This is a genomic window from Gordonibacter sp. 28C (assembly GCF_003339845.1).
Lineage (GTDB): Bacteria > Actinomycetota > Coriobacteriia > Coriobacteriales > Eggerthellaceae > Gordonibacter.
The window spans coordinates 74093-93834 of record NZ_PPTR01000005.1; the positions used below are offsets into that span (position 1 = coordinate 74093).

The window sequence follows — 19742 nt, forward strand, 5'->3', positions numbered from 1 at the left end:
GAACAGCCCGCTGGGCTGTTCGGCTCGTGCGGAATCTGCGCGCGAGCCGCCTCCACCGCCCGCAGGCTCTCTTGCTGGACGAGGAGCGACCGGGGGAGACGAACTTGTCGGCGACGACGGGTGAGAAAGTCCAACCTGCGGGGTTTTGCAGGTCGAGCGTAGGGGCGATCTCCTGATCGCCCGTTCCGGCGGAGCCGGGAAATTGCAGGTATCGGTACGAGAGGAAAGCGCTGCACGTGGATTACATACTCAAGAAATACTGTCCCCGCATCGAGTTCGACTCCTACGAGGACTTCTTCGAGAACTTTCGAATCGACGTGCCCGAGGCGTTCAACTTCGGGTTCGACGTGGTGGACGAGTGGGCGCGCGTGGAGCCCGAGAAGCGGGCGCTCGTGTGGTGCGACGACCACGACGGCGAGCGTACGTTCACGTTCACCGACCTGTCGCGCCTGTCGAACCAGGCGGCCAACGCGTTCGCGAAGCTCGGCATCGGCAAGGGCGACGTGGTCATGATGATCCTGCGCCGCCGCTGGGAGTACTGGGTGTGCGCCGTCGCGCTGTGCAAGCTGGGCGCCACCATCATCCCCGCGTCGCTGCAGCTCACGAAGAAGGACATCGCGTACCGCGCCAACAACGCGCAGGTGAAGATGATGGTGTGCGTGAACGACGACTACGTGTGCGCGCAGGCCGAGGAGGCGCTGCCCGACTCGCCCTCCATCGCCAACCGTGTGATCGTGGCGGGCGAGCGCGACGGCTGGACCCCGTTCGACGAGCTCATCGCGGGTGAGTCCGAGACGTTCGAGCGTCCGTGCGGAGAGGCCGGCGTCACGAGCAAGGACACCATGCTCATCTACTTCACCTCCGGCACCACGGGCATGGCGAAGGCCGTGCGCCACAACTTCGCGCACCCGCTGGGGCACATCATCACGGCGAAGTACTGGCAGCAGGTGGAGGAGGATGCGCTGCACATGAGCGTGACCGACAGCGGCTGGGCGAAGTTCGGCTGGGGCAAGATCTACGGCCAGTGGATAGCCGGCGCCACCATCTTCGCCTACGACATGGACAAGTTCGTGCCCGCGAAGCTGCTGCAGAAGATCCAGGACTACCGGCTGACCACGTTCTGCGCCCCGCCCACGATGTACCGCTTCATGCTGCAGGAGGACGTGGCGTCCTACGACCTGTCGAGCGTGCACAACTTCGCCACGGCGGGCGAGCCGCTGAACGCCGAGGTGACCATCGCGTGGAAGCGCCTGACCGGCAAGAACATCCGCGAGGGCTTCGGCCAGACCGAGGGCCCGGTGCTGCTGGCGACGTTCCCGTGGGTGGAGCCGCGCCCCGGTTCCATGGGCAAACCGTCGCCGCTTTTGAACATCAAGCTTCTGGACGACGACGGCAACGAGGTTCCTGACGGCGAGGAGGGCGCGATCTGCGTCACGGGCCTCAAGGAGGCGTACCCGCCGGGTCTGTTCACGGGCTACTACCGCGACGAGGAGCGCACGCGCGAGGCCGTGGGCGGGGAGTACTACAACCTGCACGACATGGCGTGGCGCGACTCCGACGGCTACTGCTTCTTCGTGGGTCGCAACGACGACGTCATCAAGTGCTCGGGCTATCGCATCGGCCCCTTCGAGGTGGAGAGCGCGCTCGTGGAGCATCCCGCCGTGGTGGAGTGCGCCGTTACGGCCGCGCCCGACCCCATCCGCGGCAAGGTGGTGAAGGCCACCGTCGTGCTGGCGAAGGGTTGGGAGCCCTCCGACGAGCTGGTCAAGGAGCTTCAGAACCACGTGAAGCACACGACGGCGCCCTACAAGTACCCGCGCATCGTGGAGTTCGTGGACGAGCTGCCCAAGACCATCGGCGGCAAGATCAAGCGCAAGCTCATCCGCAACAACGACGGCATCGAGGACTGACGGAAAACCTCGCCGGTTGCCCGCAGGGGCGGACTGCCGCTCGCCCGACGCCGAAACGACAAAAGCAGATCGACAACGCGGCGAGCGCACGGTGCGCTTGCCGCGTTTCTTTTTTTGTTGCGACCGTTCGCGCCGGGCGGGCAGCAGCCCGCCCTTACTGAGGTTCCCCGGGTTGCTCTTCGAAGGCGTTTTTGCTTTACGGCGAACCCTCCGGCGGGCACCAACCTCCCCGCTCTTTCCGCATGGCAACCGCGTTTAACTTGCTTCTGGTACAATCAAGCACATTGCGTGCAGTGTAGACAGGACGGGAGGTGCGAGGCATGGTCGAGATCGTCGATCTGCGCGATTGCGGGAAAAGCGGCCTTTTCTACGGAGGGCGCGCAGGGCAGAAAGAGGGCATCCTCATCGACGGCGAGCCGTGGATCGCGAAGTACCCGCGCACCACGCGCGATTTGCAGGGCAGGCATCTGCCTCCTTACACATCGAGCCCTGTTTCCGAATACGTGGGCGCGCGCATCTACGCGTCGCTCGGCATTCCCGTCCACGAGACGATGCTCGGCTATCGGGCGGGCAAGGTCGTGTGCGCATGCAAGGACTTCACGTATCCTGACAAGCGCCTGTTCGAGTTCAGGGAGATCAAGAACGCGCTTTCGGATGACGATGCGGGCTTCAGCTCGGCGCCGTCGGACGGCGAGAGCGTGTATTTGGGCGACGTGCTGGCCGCTATCGAGACATCCGAGCTTCTGCGAGCGGTGCCGGGCGTGCGGGAGCGTTTCTGGGACATGTTCGTGACGGACGCCTTCATCAAGAACCCCGACCGCAACAACGGCAACTGGGGCCTGCTCATGGACGCGACGCGCTCCTACGAACTGGCACCGGTGTACGATTTGGGCAGCTCGCTGTTCAGCAAAAGAAGCCCCTCCCTCGTCGAGAGCCGCCTGTCCGACGAGGACGAGATCGAGCAGGATGCGTTCGGCACGAACGTGTCGTGCTACCGGTTGCCGACCGAGGACGGCCGGGGCCGCGCCATCCATCCGTTCGAGTACCTCGCCTCCACGCGCAACCCCGATTTGGACGCAGCCGTGGTCCGGTTCGTCGAAGCGGTGGACCTGGACGCCGTCTTCGCCGTCATCGACGGCGTGCCCGCCGAGGCGTTCGGTCGACCGCTCATGACGGAGGGCGTGCGATCTTCGCACAAGCTGCTGCTCCGCCGCCGTTTGGAGGAGGGCTTTCTTCCCGTTTATCGGCGGATCGTAGGATAGGCTCTGCCGCCGTAGGGGCCCGCCCCGCGTCGTCCCGAGCGCAGTCCGAAAGGGCTCGCCCCATGTCATCCTGAGCGCAGGTCGAAGGATCTCCTGCCGCAATGGTATGATACCTGCCATGGATTCCGATCAGCCGACATACCGGGACTTCGCCCGTTGGGCGCAGCAGCCGCTCGATGAGATCGCGCGCGACTGCGACGTGCAGGTGTTCCGCGCGAGCGGGCCGGGCGGCCAGTGCGTGAACACCACCGACTCCGCCGTGCGCATGACGCATCTGCCGAGCGGCCTCGCGGTCACGTCGCGCGAGTCGCGCAGCCAGTTCCGCAACCGGCAGCTCTGCCTGCAGAAGCTGCGCCGCCTGTTCGAGGCCAAGGCGCGCCCGCCGAAGGTGCGCCGCGCCACGAAGATTCCCCGCCGGGCCAAGGAGGCGCGCCTGGCCGACAAGCGCCGCCGCGCCGAGACGAAGGCCAAGCGTCGGCGCGTGGAAGGGGACTGAGCGGATCGCTCGGCCGAATCGAGGTAGGCGGCGCGGCTGCGGCCGCCCGACCGAGGCGGAAGGGTTCTGGTTGCGTCCGTGGCGGCCGTCTTCGATCGTCGGCGCGCCAGCCACGGGTTCCCGCGTTGCCGGCGCGTTGCGCAGCGGCTGGCGAGCCGTTGGTTGCGCGGGGCGCTGCGAGGGCGTGACAATGAAGGCCACGACAAGCACGCGTGCGGCCCGGTCCCGCGCGCGAGGAAGCGAGGCCCTCATGATCCCCGACCAGTGGTACGCCGTCATGGCATCCTCCGAAGTGAAGCCCGGCCGCCCTGTGGGCGTCGTGCGTTTCGGGCGGCGGCTCGTGCTGTGGCGCGACGCGGAGGGCGACGTGGCCTGCTTGGACGGCACCTGCTGCCATCGCGGCGCGGACCTCGCGGCGGGACGCGTGGAGGGCGGGCACGTGCACTGCCCCTTCCACGGCCTGCGCTACGCGGCCGACGGGCGCGTCGTGGCCATCCCGGCCAACGGCCTTGGGGCCGAGGTGCCCGAGAACTTCCGCGTGCGGCCGTGGCTGGCGGTGGACGCGTTCGGCTTCATCTGGGTGTTCTACGGCAAGCCCGCCGACGCCCCCGACGACCTGCCCATGTTCCAGGAGCTTCGCCACGGCTTCCCGTACGCCGAGCGCTCGGAGGTGTGGGACGTGCACTACTCGCGCGCCATCGAGAACCAGCTCGACGTGATCCACCTGCCGTTCGTGCATCCGAACACCATCGGGCGGGGCCATAAGACGGTCGTGAACGGACCTGTGACGAAATGGGACGCCGACACGCTCACGTTCTACGTGAAGAACGAGCCCGACCGCGGCCAGACGCCGCAGACGGCCGACGAGATCGAGGATTGGGAGCAGCTGAACAGCCTGCAGTACCGGGTGCCGAACCTCTGGCAGAATCGCATCTCCGACGACCTGCGCATCTTCGCGGCGTTCGCGCCTATCGACGACGACCACGTGAAGATATACCTGCGCCTCTACCAGCGCATGGTGCGCGTGCCCGTCCTGCTCGGCCTCGTGTGCGCCCTCGGCAACGTGGCGAACGGCGTGATCCTGCACCAGGACCGCCGCGTCGTGCTCACGCAGCGACCGAAGAAGACCGAGCTGCAGATGGGCGAGAACCTGCTGCGCGGCGACCGTCCCGTCATAGAGTTCCGCTCCCGCCGCGACGAGCTCAAGCGCGCCGCCGAGGGACGCTAGAACGGCGAAGCGTTCGCGGCCGGGCGGCTGCGATGCTGGGAGGCGGCAAGGGCGGGTCCGTTCAACCGGACGGGCGAGGGCGGTTGCAAGGCCGTCTTTCTGCCGTTCCGGCAAGTGTTCGGCGGGCAAGTGAGAACAGCCCGATCATCTGCGTTCTTCGCACACCAGCTCCATGGCGTCGAGGAACACCTGCGTTTGCCGGTTGGGCATCGTCGAGCGCCAGACGAGCCCTTGGTGCGCCTCGAAGCGCGGGACGAAGGGGACGAAGACGAGGTCGCTGCCCTCGCTCGTGTCGAAGAGGCCCTCGTAGGTGAGCATGCAGCACATGCCCTGGCGCACGAGGTACCTGCCGTTTAAGGGCAGGTTGAACGTGGCGACGACGTGCATCCGGTCGAGCGCGTCGCCCGCCCAATCGCGCAGGGTTCCCGCGAGCGCCTGGCGCGAGGCGGCGATGCTTTGCCCCTCCAGGTCGGAAGGGGTTATTCCCTCGAGCCGGCCCACGGCGCTGTCGCGCAGCGCGATCGCGCCCCACGTGTCGGTGATCGGCAGCGGCATGGTGTTCATCTTGGCGTGGTCGCGCATCTCGCACTCCAGCATCACGTCGTAGAACCCCCGCACCAGCCCGTCCTTCAACTCCGCGGTGGTGCCGCTGTGGATGGCGAAGTCGACGGCGGGGTAGCTCTGCCGCGTCTCGTCCATGGCCTGGGCGATGAGGGCCATCGCCTGCGATTCGCCCGCCCCGATATGCACGGTGCCGCCAATGGAGCGCTCGGGCGGCATCATGTCGCTCTCGGCCTTCCGCGCCATTTCCACGATGGACTCGGCGTAGTGGTGCAGGATGGCCCCTTGGTCGGTCAGCTCGATGCCCTTGGGGCCCCGCGTGTACAGCTCGCGTCCGAACTCCTTCTCGAGCGACGACAGCTGGCGCGAGAGCGTCGGCTGGGTCACGTGCAGGGTTTTCGCCGCGTTCGAGATGTTGCCCTCGCGCGCGACGGCCAGGAAGTACTCGAGCGTCCTCAGTTCCATGTCGATCCCTTTCTGCTGTAGCCCGGAGCGGCCCCAGGCGACGCGTCGCCGGTATTTCGTGGGGGCGGGCTGTTGCCCAGCTATGCAAAACATGCATACAGAACATTTCACTATAGGCATTTTTCATATTGTAGCAGGCGTCTTACCATCTGGGCTAGAGAGAAACCTCTGACATCGAGGAGAAGGGGGAGCATATGTCACTGCTCGACAGAAGCCTGAAGCGGCGCGATTTCCTGAAAGGGACGGCGGCGGCCACGGCGGCTGCGGCGGCCTTCGGGCTGTCCGGTTGCGCTGCGGGCGCTCAGGCGGCCGAAGGCGACGGCGCGCACGTCGTGGCGTCCGATGCCAGCGTCGTCGGCGGAAGGGGCGAGTGGATGCCCATCCACTGCCATCAGAACTGCAACCAGATGTGCCTGAACATGGGCTACGTGGTGGACGGCGTGGTGGTGCGCCAGAAGACCGACGATGCCCGCGAGGACAGCTTCGACCGCCCGCAGCAGCGCGGCTGCCTGCGCGGCCGCAGCTTGCGCCAGCAGGTGTACAACGCCGACCGCATCAAGTACCCCATGAAGCGCAAGAGCTGGCAGCCCGGCGGCGGTGCGAACGCCCACGGCGAGCTGCGCGGCAAGGACGAGTGGGAGCGCATAAGCTGGGACGAGGCGCTCGATCTGGTGGTGGGCGAGCTGAAGCGCGTGTACGCGGAGTACGGCCAGGACGCCGTCATCTGCAACGGCTGGCGCTGGGCGCCCGGCTCGGCCATGTTCCCCGTCATCGGCGGCGCCGTGTACAACACCGAGACCGAGTCGTTCGGCTGCTGGGCCTTCCAGACCGAGGCGCTGGGCCTGTACTCCTGGGGCGACCATCCCGACATCATGATGGGCCCCGACAAGTACGACCTGCCGAACGCCGACACCATCGTGCTGTACGGCTGCAACCCCGCGTGGGCGCAGCACTCCAGCATGTACTGGCTGAACAACGCCAAGGAGGCCGGCACCGAGTTCGTGTACGTGGGCCCCAGCTACAACGTGACCGCCTCGCAGTTGGGCGCGCGGTGGATCCGCGTGCGCCCCGGCACCGACACGGCGTTCCTGTTGGCCGTGGTCTACGAGATGATCCGCCTGGACGAAGAGCGCGGGAACGTCATCGACTGGGACTTCGTGAACGAGCGCACGGTGGGCTTCACGCCCGAGACCATGCCCGAGGACGCGACGACCGACGAGAACTACCGCGACTACATCCTGGGCGCCTACGACGGGCAGCCGAAGACGCCGGAGTGGGCGAGCGAGATCTGCGGCACGCCCGTGGAGGACATCACGTGGTACGCCGAGCTGGCCGGCAAGGACAACAAGGTGGTGTTCTTCCACAGCTACGCGGCCTCCCGCGTTCTGGGCGCGGAGAACCTGCCGCAGGCGTTCATGACCGTGAGCGCGCTCGGAGGCCACTACGGCAAGTCGGGCCACGGCTCGGCCGCCATCTACACGTGGGACGCCGGCGACTCGGGCTACCGCATCATCCAGCATGCGGGCGGCGACTACGGCTACATCGACAACCTGGTGGCGGCTCCCGCGGCCACCGGGCCGAACCGCTGCATCGAGGGCAACTCGTGGTGGAGCTCGCTTGCCGCGGGGAAGTACCTCTCCACGTCGGAGGGCCCCTACGACCTGGGTTCGGGCGACGACCCTGCGAAGCTGCGCTCCAACACGCCCACCTACCACGAGGCGCGCGAGATGCCGGTCAACCCGCGCCTCATGTTCGCCACGTGCAGCAACTTTATGCAGACGCGCGGCGACCTGTCCACTGCCATCGAGGTGATGCGCGCCGCCGACACCTGCATCTCCCTGGAGATCAAGTTCTCGCTGACCGCCTCGTTCGCCGACGTCATCCTGCCGGTGGCCACGCACTGGGAGGGCAACGACGACGAGGCGTGGGGCGAGCTCTGCTGGCCAAGCCCCTTCGGCGACGGCAACGGGCAGAAGCAGCGCAAGGACGCGCTGGTGGCCTGGCGCCCGCTGGTGAAGCCGATGTACGAGGCGCGCGAGGAGAAGCGCATCTGCCGCGACATCGTCGAGCGCATGGGCTTCGACCCCGACGAGGCGTACCCCAAGAGCAACTACGACCAGTGGCTGGGCTATTTCCTGGGGATGCGCGAGCTGTCGAGCGACCTGTCGCGCTGGGACCCGGTGATCACCTGGACGGCCGCCGACAACGAGAAATACCATGCGGACTACCCCGAGCAGCAGGGCAAGGTGACGTTCGACCGGTTCATGGCCGACGGAAGCTACGTGGCGCAGCGTTCCGAGGGGGATGCGCGCAACTACATCGGCTACCTGAACGACAAGCTGGGCATGGGCGAGAACGGCGAGGTCGTTGTGGCCGACACCGCGTGGCCGCGCCCGTCGCTCTCGGGCAAGCTGGAGATATACTGCCAGTTCAAGGCCGACAACGCGAACCGCACGGGCCTCAACCCCGAGCCCATCAAGCCCTACGCGAACTACTTCGTTCCCTATCGCGGCTACCAGGAGACGTTCGCCGACTGGGACAACAAGGTGAAGGGCGCCTATCCGCTGCAGGCTTACACGCCGCACTACATGCGCCGCGCGCACACCTGCTACGACAACATGACATGGACTCAGGAGGCGTTCAAGAACCCGGTGTTCATGAACGCGCAGGATGCCGCCGTCCGCGGCATCGAGGCCGGCGACACGGTCGTGTGCTACAACGATTTCGGACGCATGCTGCGCCATGCCCAGCCCCTCCAGTCCATGATGCCCGGCACGGTTGCCATTCCGCACGGCGTGCGCTCGCTGCTCGACGAGAGCGACCCCGAGAACATCGTCGACCGCGGCGGGTCCGAGCAGATGCTCTCCGACGGCCGGCAGTCAAACTACTTCCCGCAGGTGGACGGCTACAACAGCCTGCTCATCGAGATCGCGAAGTACGACGGCGAGCCCATCCCTGCCGACTGCGACCGCGGGCCGTTTTTGGCACCCGGCGTCGACGCCGAGGGGACGCCCGCCTACACCGTCGAGGGAATCTACGAAGGCAAGGAGGCGTAAACCATGAGCTTGGGATTCTACGTGAACGTGCAGCGCTGCATAGGCTGCAAGACCTGCCAGGTGGCCTGCAAGGATCGGCACAACCTCCAGACCGCCGGCCCCCGCACGCGCCGCGTGGAGACGTTCGAGTGCGGCGCCTACCCCGACGTGGCGATGTTCCACGTGTCGGTGTCGTGCAACCACTGCGAGAAGCCGGCCTGCGTGGCCGGATGCCCCACCGGCGCCATGTTCAAATCCGACGACGGCACGGTGCAGCACGTCGACGACAGGTGCGTGGTGTGCCGCAACTGCATGATCGTGTGCCCGTACGGCGCGCCGCAGCTCGACGAGGCCGAGAACATGATCGTGAAATGCGACGCCTGCAAGGCGCTGCGCGAGGACGGCCGCAACCCGGTGTGCGTGGACGCGTGCCCCATGCGCGCCATCGAGTTCGGCGACATGGACGAGCTGCGCGCGAAGCACGGCGACGCGGCGAGCGAGGTGCCCGTGCTTCCGAGCGCCGGCATCACGGGTCCGAACCTGCTGCTCGACCCGACGCCCGCCTCGTTGCGCGACGATTTCAACCGGGTGGAGCTGTGAGCGCGAAGGGCGCGGTCCCGGCTGCGGCCGGGACCCTGGACGCAGCTGCGGATCTGGGCGACGCGCGCGCCGAGGCGCTGGAGCTCGAGGGACTGCTGCTCTCCCGCGCGTATCTGTACACGCTGTTCCACAAGCTGTTCGGCGCAGCGCCGGACGCGGAACTGCTGGACGTTCTTCTGGGCGCGGCGACGGCCGACGTGGTGGACGAGTACGCCGCCGACGACGAATCGCTGCGCGGCCTCGGTCGCTTCCTGGCCGCCTTGGCCGCGCGCGAGGACCGAGCGGGGCTGCTCGACGCGGCGCGCGACGAGTACACGCGCCTGTTCGTGGGGCCGGGAGCGCTGCCGGCCCCCACGTGGGAGTCGCCGTACCGCTCGCGGGAGATGACGCTGTTCCAAGAAAACACGGTTGCCGTGCGCGCGGCCTACCGGGCGCACGGCCTGCAGCCGAAGCGCGTCCAGCGCGTTCCCGACGACCATGTGGCGCTCATGTGCGCGTACCTGGCTCGACGCGCGGGCGAGGCGCTGGGCGCCTTCCGGGCGGGCGAGGCCGCCGCGCTCTCCGCAGAGCTGCGCGGCGAGCGGGCGTTCGTCGAGGGGCACATGAACACGTGGCTGGCGGCGTTCGCGAAAAGCCTGCGCGCGTCGAAGACGGCGGTGCTCTACCCGCAGACGGTCGAGGCGTTGGCGGCGTTCTGCGCCGTGGACGCCACGTTTCTGGCCGAGGCGGCCTACTGGGCCGAGGGTCGGACCGACGGGGCGGGCGAGCAGGCTGAGGCTGCGCCGATCGATCCCCCCGAGGTCGCGGCGTTCGCGGAAGTGGGCGGCGCGCTCGCGTCGCTCGAGGCGATGCGCCCCTTCGGCATCGAGGACTACGAACTTGAGGCCTTGCGTCCGTGCGCGGATCCAGGGCAAGGAAGGTGATGGACATGATCTCCGAATTCCCCCTGTTCGCGTTCACGACGCTCGGCGGCCTGGCGGCCGGCGCGTACGTGGTGGGCGCGTTCTTCCCGAGCGCCGGACGCGATGCGAAGCGCTCCTGGCTGTTCCCGCTCGCCTGCATCGTGCTTCTGGGCGCGGGCCTGCTGGGCGTGCTCGGCCATCTCGGGCGGCCCGAGCGCTTCCTGCTCGCGTTGTCCAACCTCTCCTCCATGATCGCCGAGGAGGCCTACTGGTCCATAGCGTTCGGCGTGCTGTTGCTGGTCGATCTGGCGCTGCGGGCGCGCAAGGGCGAAAGCCCGCGCGCGGTGGGCGTCTTGGGCGCGGTGGCGGCCCTCGGCCTCATGTGTATCATGGGCTGGGCCTACTTCACGGCCTACGGCAACCCGGCTTGGGCCGCGTGGCCGACGCTCGTGCTGTTCGTTGCGGGCGACTTAGGGATGGGCGCGGCGCTCTTCGCGCTGTTCGACAGCGGGCTGTACCGCAAGGGCGCGTTCGCTTTCGCGTCTGCCGCGCTCTCGGTGCTCGCAGCAGCGGGCATGGTAGCCGTGGCGGCGCGTTTCGTCGGCCTCGGCCACGGCATGGAGCCCTTTGTCGTCGGCACCGTGCTGGCGGTTGCGGGCGCGGCGTGCGCGCTGCTGGCGTGGAAGGGGAAGCTGTCCGGGAAGGCCGCGGCGCCGGTCGTGTTCGCGTGCCTGCTCGTCGGCGTGGCCGTGGCTCGCTACGCCTTCTACGCCGCGAGCATCCTGTAGCGTTCGGTGTCCTGGAAGGGGTCGGGCCCCTTTCAGGACATTTTGGGCAGGTCGCTCACGCGCCTAGGATGCGCGCGACGCCGTTTTCCACGTAAATGGCCTGCTTGTCGTCGAAGGGGCGCACGTCGAGGGTGCCGCCGTGCTCGCGCATGATCCGGTCGGCGGCGGGACCCAATTCGGGGTTGCGCTCGTGGGGCACCGGGTAGAAGTCCACGAGGCCAAGGCCGGTGAAGTCGTGCAGATCGGGCGCTTGGCCGGGATGGTCCATCGCGCGCGAGTACGCGATGTCGGGAGCCGCGACGATGGCTCCGGCCGACTCCCCGACGTAGAGCTTCCCGGCGCGCACCGCTTCGACGAGCAGCGCGTCGGCTCCCGATTTCCTAAGCTCTTGCAGCAAGTAGAAGGTGTTGCCGCCCGCGACGAAGACCAGGTCGCAGTCGGCCAGCGCGCGGCGCGCGGTTTCGCGGGACGCGGTTGACACGTCGACCACGTTCACGCGCAGGCCCATGCCGCGGAGCACCCAGCGGGTCATGCGCGCCAAGAATCCCAGGCGCTCGACGCGGCTCGCGGTGGGGATGTACGCGACGGATTTGCCTTTGAGGTCGGGCTCGATTTCCTGCAAGAGGCCCGTGGCGTTTTGGAACATCGATACGAGCAGCAATCTCTCCATGCGAGCCGTCCTTTCCCGCTTGACTTGAAGCGCGCTCCAATGGGTATGGTATCAGAGAAACGACGATGAAGGAGGTCGCGGTGAACGAGACGAAGGGCATGCGCAAGGCGGCGAGCATGGATCGCCGCACGTTCGTCATGGGCGCGGCCGCGCTCGGCGCGGCGACGCTGGCAGGGGCCATGGGCGGATGCGCGGGCGGTGAGGAACAGCCCGAGCCGCTGCCCGAGCAGCCGGGCGCCTCCGCCGCGCCGGCGCCCGGGCCCGAGGATCCGGGCGCCGTGCATCTTCCTTACGATTCGGCGTTTCCGCCGCACGAGCCCTTGGGGCGCGGGGTGGGCGCCATGCCGGGGCGCGTGGCGTGGGTGCGCGACGCGGCGGCCGTGACCTGGGACGGATCGGGCTTTTGGTGGCAACGCGAGCACTTCGACGAGGTCGCGGTGCGGCGGATGGTGGCCGACGGCGTCGCCGCCGCGGCGGGCGCGGACGACGCGGCGGCCGGATGGCGCAGGCTGTTCGAGGCGTACAACGCGCGCGTCGGGCGCGAAGGCGGCTACCGGGCGGGACAGAGGATCGCCGTCAAGGCGAACATGAACGGCGCGGGCACCTTCGGATCCGACGAGGACAGCGCCATGAGCTACACGACGCCGGTGCTTTTGCGGGCGCTGCTGCTGTCGCTCGTCGAGGACGCGGGCGTGGCGCCGGGCGATATCGCGGTGTACGACGTGTGCCGCATCTTCCCGGCGCATATGATGGAGCTCTGCTCAGGGGGCGCGCTTGCTGGCGTGCGGTTCCGCTACAACGACCAGGGCGGCCCGAACGACGCCGCGGGCGACGAGGCCGCGCCTGTCAACTGGTCGGCCGACGTGTCCGGTGCGGCCAACGTCGTGCCCGCCTGCGTGTCCGAGGCCGACTACCTGGTGAACCTCGCGAGCCTCAAGGGGCACAGCTACGGGCTCACGCTCTGCGGGAAGAACCACTTCGGGTCGCTCGTGAACTCCAGCCGCCTGCGCCCGCCCGAGGCGGCCGGCATCCACCGCTACGTGTCCGGTCAGACCATGGGCAGCTACACCGTGCTCGTCGACCTCATAGCCAACCACCTGCTGGGCGGCAAGACCGTGCTGTGGATGCTGGACGGCCTGGTGACGGCAACCTCCGAAGGCGCCAGCGTCACGCGTGAGGCGGCACTGTGGGAGGGCGCGCCCTTCGACGGCGGGTTCGCGGCGAGCTTGTTCATGTCGCAGGACCCGGTGGCCATCGACTCGGTGGGCGCCGACTTCCTCATCAACCAGCCGGCCGTCACGAGCCGCAACGCCGCGCTCGACGGCAATCTGGGCGTGGAGAACTACCTGCACGAGGCCGCGCTTGCGTCCGCGCCGCCATCGGGCGCCGCCTACCGCGACGGAGCGGGCAACCCGGTGGAGAGCCTCGGCGTGCACGAGCATTGGAACAACGCGATCGAGCGCCTGTACAGCCGCGACCGCGGCGAGGCGGAGGGCATCGAGCTCGTCCGCATCCTGCGCTGAGCGCGCTGTGCACGATCTCCATTTGACTTGAAGCCAGCTCAAAGTCGTAGACTCAAGGAACGGAAGCGAGAGGAGAAGCGAACATGAGGCGAAACGAGTTGGACCGGCGAACCTTCGTCATGGGGTCGGTCGGGTTCGGCATGGCGGTGCTCGCAGGCGGGATGCTCGCCGGATGCGCCGCGGCTGAGGAGTCGGCGGCGGCGCCCGAGGCTCCCGATCGGCTCGAAGCGCCGGGATCGGACGGTGCGGAGAGCCCGGTCGAAGCGCCCGAGGCGGCACTCGAGCCCGAAGCGGGCGGCGGGCGCGCGCTCGTGGCGGTGTTCTCCCTTTCGGGGAACACGCTCTCGGTGGCCGAGCGCATCGCGGAGACGACCGGCGCCGATCTGTTCCGCATCGAGACGACGAACGCCTATCCGAGCGACTACGACGAGCTCACCGCGCAGGTGCGGCGCGAGAACGCCGAGGGCTTCGTGCCCGAGCTGGCGGGTGCGGTGCCGAACTGGGACGAGTACGACGCGGTGTACCTGGGCCATCCCATCTGGTGGGGCCGCCTTCCCAACGTGATGCGCGCGTTTCTGCTTCAGCACGATTTGGCGGGCAAGGCGGTCGCACCGTTCTGCACGAGCGGCGGCAGCGGCATCGAGGGCGCGCTGGCCGACGTCCGCGAACTGTACCCCGAGGCCGACCTTCGGGAAAGCCTCGCGCTCACGCGCGGCAGCCTTCCCGGCGCGCTCGAGAAGGTGCAACCGTGGATTGGGAGATTGGAGTTCTAACTATGTTGGACGAACTTGATAGGCGCACGTTCCTGATGGGGTCGGCGGGCCTCGGCTTGAGCGCGATGGCGGGCGGAGCACTCGCAGGGTGCGCCGCCGAAGATGAGCCGGTACCGGCCCCGGTTGCCCAGGAGTCGCAAGAGGCCACATCCGAGCTGGCAGAGGAAGCGCCGCAGCCGACGCAGCCCGCGGAGGGCGCGCCGCAGGTGTACTTCACGGCCGACATCAGCGCCGCTGGCCTCTTGCGCGCCTTCGAGGCGCTGGGCGTCGAGCCGCAGGGCAACGTGGCGGTGAAGCTCTCCACCGGCGAGCCGGGTGGACGCAACTTCCTGCAGCCCGACCTGATAGCCGACCTCGTGCATCGGGTGAACGGCACCATCGTGGAATGCAACACGGCCTACGGCGGGCGGCGCGGCACCACCGAGAGCCACCGGCAGGCCGCCGTCGAGCACGGCTTCACGGCCGTCGCCGAGGTGGACATCATGGACGCCGACGGCTCGATGAGCCTGCCGGTGGCGGGCGGCGCGCACCTCACCGAGGACCTGGTGGGCGCGCACCTGGCGGACTACGACCACGTGGTGTCGCTCGCGCACTTCAAGGGCCACGCCATGGGCGGCTTCGGCGGCGCGCTCAAGAACTGCTCCATAGGCATTGCCTCGCGCGAAGGGAAGCTGCTCATCCACAGCGCCGGCGCGTCCACCACGAGCTGGGGAAGCCCTGCCCAAGACGACTTCCTGGAATCGATGGCCGAGGCCGCCAAGGCGGTCGCCGACCACATGGCCGGCAGCATGAGCTACGTGAACGTGATGAACCGCCTGTCGGTGGACTGCGACTGCGACTCAAGCCCCGTCGAGCCGGACATGGCCGACATCGGCGTCCTGGCCTCGACGGACCCGGTGGCGCTCGACCGCGCCTGCGTCGACCTCGTGTACGCCGCGCCCGACGGCGCGTCGCTCGTGCGTCGCATGGAGTCGCGCAACGGAGCGCACGTCCTCGAGCACGCCGAGGCCATCGGCCTGGGCAGCCAGAGCTACGAGCTGGTGGACTTGGACGCCTAAGTCGTACCTAGCTCGTCGATGAACGCGCTCCAGCCGGCGGCGCCCGTTGCGTCGCGCTTGAAAACCCCGGTGGATTCGAGCACGGCGGCGAATACTTCGGCGACCTCCTGTTTGACGATGGGGCAGAGCGACGGGGTCGCCGTTTCGTCGGCGAATTCCGCAGCGCGGCGGGCGTAGACGTCGGCGGCCCAAAGGGCGTGGGGCGCGGTGGCCTCGCAGGCCGTCAGACGCGTTTCGACCTTCTGCGGCGTGCGCCCCTCGCGTGCGGCGCGGGCGAGCTCCTGCTGCACGGCCGGCAGCTCGCGGGCGAGGCGGGGCGGGAGGATGGCCAGCCCCATGATCTCGATGAGGCCGATGTTCTCCTTCTTGATGTGGTGCAGCTCCTCGCCGGGATGGAAGATGCCCCAGGGATGCGCGGCGTCCGTGCGGTTGTTGCGCAGCACGAGGTCCATCACGTAGCAGCCGCCCTCGCGGTGCACGATGGGGTTGAGCGTGTTGTGGCGCACGAGCGCGCCGTCGGCGCCCCGGCTGAACGCGCGCACGCCGCACGCCTCGTTCGAGAAGTCCCGCCACGCGTCCAGCACCCGCGCCGCGCCGCGCGCGAGGGCGGCGCGGTCGCGGGAGGCCAGGCGCAGCACCGACGCCGGCCAGCGCACGACGCCGCCGCGCACCTCAGGACATCCCGGAATCGCAACGGTGCGTTCGACGGGCGCGCGCATCAGGGGAAACGTGTGACGCCCTCCCTGGAAGTGGTCGTGCGAGAGGATCGAGCCGCCCACGATGGGCAAGTCCGCGTTCGAACCGACGAAGTAGAACGGGAACAGGTCGACGAAGTCGAGCAGCCGCTCGAAGCAGGAGGAGTCGATCTTCATGGGCCGATGCTCTTCGGAAAGCGCGATGCAGTGCTCGGGGAAGTACGCGTACGGCGAGAACTGCAGCCCCCACCGCTCGCCGCCCAGCTCGACGGCGGCGATGCGCAGGCCGGGCTTGGCGGGGTGCCCGGGCGCGCCGGGGAACTCCTCGTTCTCCCAGCAGAGGTCGCACTGCGGAACGCGCGAAGGGCCGCAGGCCGGGGGCTGCCCCGCGTGCGCGTCGGCGTTCGCTCGCGCCTTGGCGCCCGCAGCGGGGGAGGACGCCGCAGCGGCGATGGCGCGCGGGTCCTTCTCGGGTTTCGAGAGGTTGACGGTGCACTCGAGCTCGCCGTAGGCGCTCTCGCCCGTCCAGCAGATGTTGCGGGCGACGGCTTCCGTCTTGAGGTAGCCGCTGGCCGTGCCCAGATCGTGCAGGTAGGCGACGGCCGTTTCGGCGTCGCGCGAGAGCAGGCGGTCGAAGGTGCCGCGCACCTCGTCGGGCGGAGGAAGCGTCGCGCTCATCGGGCGATCCGCTCGGCGTGCGCGCCGCGGCCGCCCGCTTTCACGCGCAGGCAGGCATCGTAGCCCAGCAGCCCGTTCATCGATTCGCAGAACGCGTCGACGTCCCCGACCGGCACGAAGGCCAGCACGCTGCCGCCGAACCCGCCGCCGTGGATGCGGTACGCACCGCGCCCGTCCAGCAGGTGCGCGCACAGCGCGAGGACCGTCATGGCGGGCTGTCGCGCGCCCGAGCCGTCGCCGCGCGCCGACACGTTCTGCAGGAACTGCGCCGACGACGCGCCCGATTGCCGCACTCCATCGAGGAAGCCCTCGATATCGCCGCTCTCGAGCGCCCGCCTCTGAGTGGCCGCGCGCCGCGTCTCCTCGAAGTAGTGGAGCGCGCGCAGCGCCGCGCGGTCGCCCAGGCGCTCGCGCACGTCGGCCAGCCGTGCGAGGAACGCGGGATAGGGGACGTCTTCCAATCGGCCGCGCCCGAAGCGTCGCGCGACGGCGCGCATGTCGGCGGGAACGGCCGCGTATTCGTCCGCGTAGGCGGCGTGGTCGCACCGGCTGTCCACCAGGCAGAGCGCGTAGCCGCATGCGTCCCAGTCGAAGGCTATGGGCTCGATGCGCGGCATGGCATCGGAGAAGTCGAACGCCGCGACGCCGCCGTGTGCGCTCGCCAGCTGGTCCTGCACGCCGCAGGGCTTCCCGAAGTAGGTCCGCTCCGCCCAAGCTCCCTCCAACGCCAGCGCCACGGGGTCGGGCGGCGCGGAGCCGGCCGGGTCGCACAGCGCGCGCAGCAGCACGCCGAACAGCACCTCGAACGCTGCCGACGACGAAAGGCCGCCGCCTGCGGGGATGTCGGAGCACGTGGCCGCGTCGAACCCGGCGAGCGTTCCGCCCGCGCGCGCGTAGGCCGCCGCCATGCCGCGCACGAGCGCGAGCGACGTGCCGCGCTCGCCGCCGCGCGCATCCAGATCGTCGCAGCGCAAGGCGACGTCGCCGAAGCCCTCCATGCTCACGCGTATCTCGTCGGTGCCGTTCGGCGCCGCGAGCGCGCGGACGCGGCGGTCTATGGCGGCCGAGATCGTGCGTCCTCCCTGGTGGTCGGTGTGGTTGCCCGCCAGTTCCACGCGTCCGGGGGCGGACGCGAACACGAGGGGATCGGCGCTTCCGCCTCCGAAGCGCTCGGCGAACCGCTCGCGCAGGAGGGCGGGAACCCGGTCTCCTGCTTCCTGAGCGCCCATCATCGCGCATCCTCCTCCTTCGCCAGCTTGTTCACGCGCCTATCGTAGGTCAGCAGCCCGTTCGTCTCCTCCTCGACGTCGGACAGCTGCGTGTACACGTAGCCCGCGAGCCCCTTTGCTTCGAGCGCGTCTGCCTGGGCGAGCGTCTCCCGTGCGGCTTTCCGAAACGACGCGAGGTCGGGGCAGGCGGCGTAACCGTACGACGTGGCCAGCGAGCTGTGGTCGGCAAGGTGGCACGACAGCCCCCCGAACTCCGAGATGACGAACGCGCGCGGGGGCTGCGCCGCGTCCTGGTACACCTCGAGCGGCCGGAAGTAGTTGTGCACGCTCAGGAAGTCCCCGCAGTGCTGGTCGTACCATCCGCTGACCGCGTCGACGGGCCGCGAGGGATCGATCCCCCGCACCAGCTCCACGGCGGCGCGCGCGTCGAACTGCCCCCAGGCCTCGTTGAACAGCACCCAGGTCATGATGCAGGGATGGTTCGCCAGGCGGCGCACCGTGCCCGCGCACGCGTCGGTCCACTCGGCGCGGAACGCCGCGCTGTCAGAGGCGAGCCCGGGGAAGTGGCGCGGGTCGTCGTCGGCGTAGCGCCCCCACGAGCCGCGGAAGAACGTCGGCTTGTAGCTGGAGTGCCACGGGCTCGGGGTCGCGCCGCCGCTTGCCATGTCCTGCCACACGAGCATGCCCAGCCGGTCGCAATGGTAGTACCAGCGGTCGCATTCGACCTTGATGTGCTTGCGCAGCAGGTTGAACCCGAGGTCTTTCATCGTCTGGACGTCGAAGACCAGCGCCTCGTCCGACGGCGCGGTCATGAGGCCGTCGGGCCAGTAGCCCTGGTCCAGCACGCCGCGCAGGAACACGGGCTCGCGGTTGAGGAACAGCCGCGGCACGCCGCGCCCGTCCGCTTCCACGCTCACCGTGCGAAACGCGCAGTAGCTATCCACGCGGTCGCTGCCGTACGCTAGCTCCAGGTCGTAGAGGTGCGGGTCGTCGGGGCTCCACAGGTGCGGTCGCGCCACGTCGAGCGCAAGCTCGCATGTCCCGTCGGTCGAGGGCGCTGCGGACGCGCATGCCACCTCCGCGCCGCCGTCGAGCACCCACACGGCCAGCTCGCCACCGTGCGTCGCCGCGCCGCGCACCTCTGCCTTGATCGCGAGCCGTCCTTCGGCGCTCGCGTCGATGTCTACGCGCTCGATGCGCGCGTCCGGCACTGCCTCCAGCCACACGCTCTGCCAGATGCCGCTCTGCGCGGTGTACCAGATGCCCCCGCGCTCGATCCGCTGCTTGCCGCGCGGCTGCATGCCCGCGTCGCTCGGGTCCCAGACGCACACGGCCAGCTCGTTCTCGCCGGGGGCCATCGCATCGGTGACGTCGAGCGCGAACGGCAGGTAGCCTCCTACGTGCTCGCCCGCGCGCACGCCGTTCACGTAGCACGCGCACGCGTGGTCCACCGCTTCGAAGTGCAGGATGCAGCGCCGCCCGCCCTCTGCGTCCGTGTCGGACGGTGCGGCGAACGTGCGGCGGTACCACAGAAGCTCATCCGGCTGAAGCTGCCGACCGACGCCCGACAGCGGCGCCTCCGGCGAGAAAGGAACCAGGATGCGCCCGTCCCATGCGTCCGGCGGTGCGGCGTCGCGCCAGGCCTGTTCCGCGGCGTCGCCGGCGCCGACGATGGCGTAGTCCCACCATCCGTCGAGCGTCTCGAACGTAGCGCGGGCGAACTGCGGGTGCGGATGCAGCCCCTCCCGCCCGCCGCCCGCGGCCGCCTGCTCGCTCCACGGCGTGGTCAGCGGCCGCAGCTCCGCGTGCTCCGGCTTGCGCGGCGCGCTCGCGATGACGCGCTTGATGTCCAGCATGGCCGCTTCTCCT

Annotated in this window: 15 protein-coding genes and 1 pseudogene; 11 read left to right on the forward strand and 5 right to left on the reverse strand. The window is 69.0% G+C overall.

The features are described 5' to 3' along the window. The first annotated feature begins 236 nt into the window (after positions 1 to 236). From C1878_RS07920 to C1878_RS07935, 4 genes and pseudogenes are all read left to right on the forward strand, one after another. Positions 237 to 1910 carry an AMP-binding protein gene (locus C1878_RS07920; RefSeq protein ID WP_114601077.1) on the forward strand — a complete coding sequence of 558 codons (1674 nt, stop codon included), beginning with the start codon at positions 237 to 239 and terminating at the stop codon, positions 1908 to 1910. Positions 1911 to 2230: 320 nt separating this feature from the next. Next, the gene (locus C1878_RS07925) at positions 2231 to 3172 is read left to right on the forward strand and encodes a HipA domain-containing protein (protein ID WP_114601078.1); all 942 of its coding nucleotides are present in this window, start codon (positions 2231 to 2233) and stop codon (positions 3170 to 3172) included. A gap of 190 nt (positions 3173 to 3362) precedes the next feature. Continuing rightward, positions 3363 to 3668 (forward strand): annotated as a pseudogene (locus C1878_RS07930) (peptide chain release factor-like protein); the annotation flags it as partial. A gap of 190 nt (positions 3669 to 3858) precedes the next feature. Continuing rightward, positions 3859 to 4896 (forward strand): aromatic ring-hydroxylating dioxygenase subunit alpha, encoded by a 1038-nt coding sequence (locus C1878_RS07935; protein ID WP_241963659.1) that lies wholly within the window; start codon positions 3859 to 3861, stop codon positions 4894 to 4896. A gap of 144 nt (positions 4897 to 5040) precedes the next feature. Here C1878_RS07935 and C1878_RS07940 read toward each other — a convergent pair whose 3' ends face one another. Continuing rightward, on the reverse strand, positions 5041 to 5922 hold the full coding sequence (locus C1878_RS07940; RefSeq protein ID WP_114601081.1) for a LysR family transcriptional regulator: 882 nt from the start codon (positions 5920 to 5922) through the stop codon (positions 5041 to 5043). Positions 5923 to 6116: 194 nt separating this feature from the next. Between C1878_RS07940 and C1878_RS07945 the strand changes: the two genes are divergently transcribed. From C1878_RS07945 to C1878_RS07960, 4 genes are read left to right on the forward strand one after another with little or no spacing between them, the layout of a single operon-like run. Beyond that, positions 6117 to 8978 carry a molybdopterin-dependent oxidoreductase gene (locus C1878_RS07945; RefSeq protein ID WP_114601082.1) on the forward strand — a complete coding sequence of 954 codons (2862 nt, stop codon included), beginning with the start codon at positions 6117 to 6119 and terminating at the stop codon, positions 8976 to 8978. A 3-nt stretch (positions 8979 to 8981) separates the two neighbouring features. Beyond that, positions 8982 to 9557: a 4Fe-4S dicluster domain-containing protein gene (locus tag C1878_RS07950; protein ID WP_114601083.1), complete on the forward strand. Its 576-nt coding sequence runs from the start codon at positions 8982 to 8984 to the stop codon at positions 9555 to 9557. Further along, positions 9554 to 10480: a molecular chaperone gene (locus tag C1878_RS07955; protein ID WP_241963660.1), complete on the forward strand. Its 927-nt coding sequence runs from the start codon at positions 9554 to 9556 to the stop codon at positions 10478 to 10480. The genes C1878_RS07950 and C1878_RS07955 overlap by 4 nt, the downstream gene beginning before the upstream one ends. Further along, positions 10480 to 11247, forward strand: coding sequence for a DmsC/YnfH family molybdoenzyme membrane anchor subunit (locus tag C1878_RS07960; RefSeq protein ID WP_114601084.1), 768 nt, complete (start codon positions 10480 to 10482; stop codon positions 11245 to 11247). The genes C1878_RS07955 and C1878_RS07960 overlap by 1 nt, the downstream gene beginning before the upstream one ends. A gap of 55 nt (positions 11248 to 11302) precedes the next feature. Here the strand turns inward: C1878_RS07960 and C1878_RS07965 are convergent, their stop codons facing one another. Then, complete coding sequence (locus C1878_RS07965; RefSeq protein ID WP_114601085.1) at positions 11303 to 11917, reverse strand: Type 1 glutamine amidotransferase-like domain-containing protein; 615 nt, start codon at positions 11915 to 11917, stop codon at positions 11303 to 11305. An 80-nt stretch (positions 11918 to 11997) separates the two neighbouring features. Between C1878_RS07965 and C1878_RS07970 the strand changes: the two genes are divergently transcribed. The 3 genes from C1878_RS07970 (at position 11998) to C1878_RS07980 (ending at position 15271) form a co-directional block, all read left to right on the forward strand. Continuing rightward, complete coding sequence (locus tag C1878_RS07970; RefSeq protein WP_241963661.1) at positions 11998 to 13440, forward strand: DUF362 domain-containing protein; 1443 nt, start codon at positions 11998 to 12000, stop codon at positions 13438 to 13440. Between the two features lie 83 nt (positions 13441 to 13523). Next, complete coding sequence (locus tag C1878_RS07975) at positions 13524 to 14213, forward strand: flavodoxin (RefSeq protein ID WP_114601086.1); 690 nt, start codon at positions 13524 to 13526, stop codon at positions 14211 to 14213. A gap of 2 nt (positions 14214 to 14215) precedes the next feature. Further along, positions 14216 to 15271: a DUF362 domain-containing protein gene (locus tag C1878_RS07980; protein ID WP_241963662.1), complete on the forward strand. Its 1056-nt coding sequence runs from the start codon at positions 14216 to 14218 to the stop codon at positions 15269 to 15271. Here the strand turns inward: C1878_RS07980 and C1878_RS07985 are convergent. From C1878_RS07985 to C1878_RS07995, 3 genes are read right to left on the reverse strand one after another with little or no spacing between them, the layout of a single operon-like run. Next, positions 15268 to 16644 (reverse strand): UDP-glucose--hexose-1-phosphate uridylyltransferase, encoded by a 1377-nt coding sequence (locus C1878_RS07985; protein ID WP_114601087.1) that lies wholly within the window; start codon positions 16642 to 16644, stop codon positions 15268 to 15270. The genes C1878_RS07980 and C1878_RS07985 overlap by 4 nt on opposite strands. Beyond that, complete coding sequence (locus C1878_RS07990) at positions 16641 to 17876, reverse strand: galactokinase family protein (protein WP_114601088.1); 1236 nt, start codon at positions 17874 to 17876, stop codon at positions 16641 to 16643. Before C1878_RS07990 ends, C1878_RS07985 begins: the two co-directional genes overlap by 4 nt. After that, entirely contained in the window at positions 17873 to 19729 is a 1857-nt protein-coding gene (locus C1878_RS07995; protein WP_114601089.1) for a glycoside hydrolase family 2 protein, read from the reverse strand. The genes C1878_RS07990 and C1878_RS07995 overlap by 4 nt, the downstream gene beginning before the upstream one ends. Positions 19730 to 19742: the final 13 nt, after the last annotated feature.

Bases quoted from the DNA above. Each gene is read 5' to 3' on its own strand.
- C1878_RS07925 (WP_114601078.1), top strand. From the start codon at position 2,231: ATGGTCGAGATCGTCGATCTGCGCGATTGCGGGAAAAGCGGCCTTTTC.
- C1878_RS07935 (WP_241963659.1), top strand. From the start codon at position 3,859: ATGAAGGCCACGACAAGCACGCGTGCGGCCCGGTCCCGCGCGCGAGGA.
- C1878_RS07940 (WP_114601081.1), bottom strand. From the start codon at position 5,922: ATGGAACTGAGGACGCTCGAGTACTTCCTGGCCGTCGCGCGCGAGGGC.
- C1878_RS07945 (WP_114601082.1), top strand. From the start codon at position 6,117: ATGTCACTGCTCGACAGAAGCCTGAAGCGGCGCGATTTCCTGAAAGGG.
- C1878_RS07950 (WP_114601083.1), top strand. From the start codon at position 8,982: ATGAGCTTGGGATTCTACGTGAACGTGCAGCGCTGCATAGGCTGCAAG.
- C1878_RS07960 (WP_114601084.1), top strand. From the start codon at position 10,480: ATGGACATGATCTCCGAATTCCCCCTGTTCGCGTTCACGACGCTCGGC.
- C1878_RS07965 (WP_114601085.1), bottom strand. From the start codon at position 11,917: ATGGAGAGATTGCTGCTCGTATCGATGTTCCAAAACGCCACGGGCCTC.
- C1878_RS07975 (WP_114601086.1), top strand. From the start codon at position 13,524: ATGAGGCGAAACGAGTTGGACCGGCGAACCTTCGTCATGGGGTCGGTC.
- C1878_RS07980 (WP_241963662.1), top strand. From the start codon at position 14,216: ATGTTGGACGAACTTGATAGGCGCACGTTCCTGATGGGGTCGGCGGGC.
- C1878_RS07985 (WP_114601087.1), bottom strand. From the start codon at position 16,644: ATGAGCGCGACGCTTCCTCCGCCCGACGAGGTGCGCGGCACCTTCGAC.
- C1878_RS07990 (WP_114601088.1), bottom strand. From the start codon at position 17,876: ATGATGGGCGCTCAGGAAGCAGGAGACCGGGTTCCCGCCCTCCTGCGC.
- C1878_RS07995 (WP_114601089.1), bottom strand. From the start codon at position 19,729: ATGCTGGACATCAAGCGCGTCATCGCGAGCGCGCCGCGCAAGCCGGAG.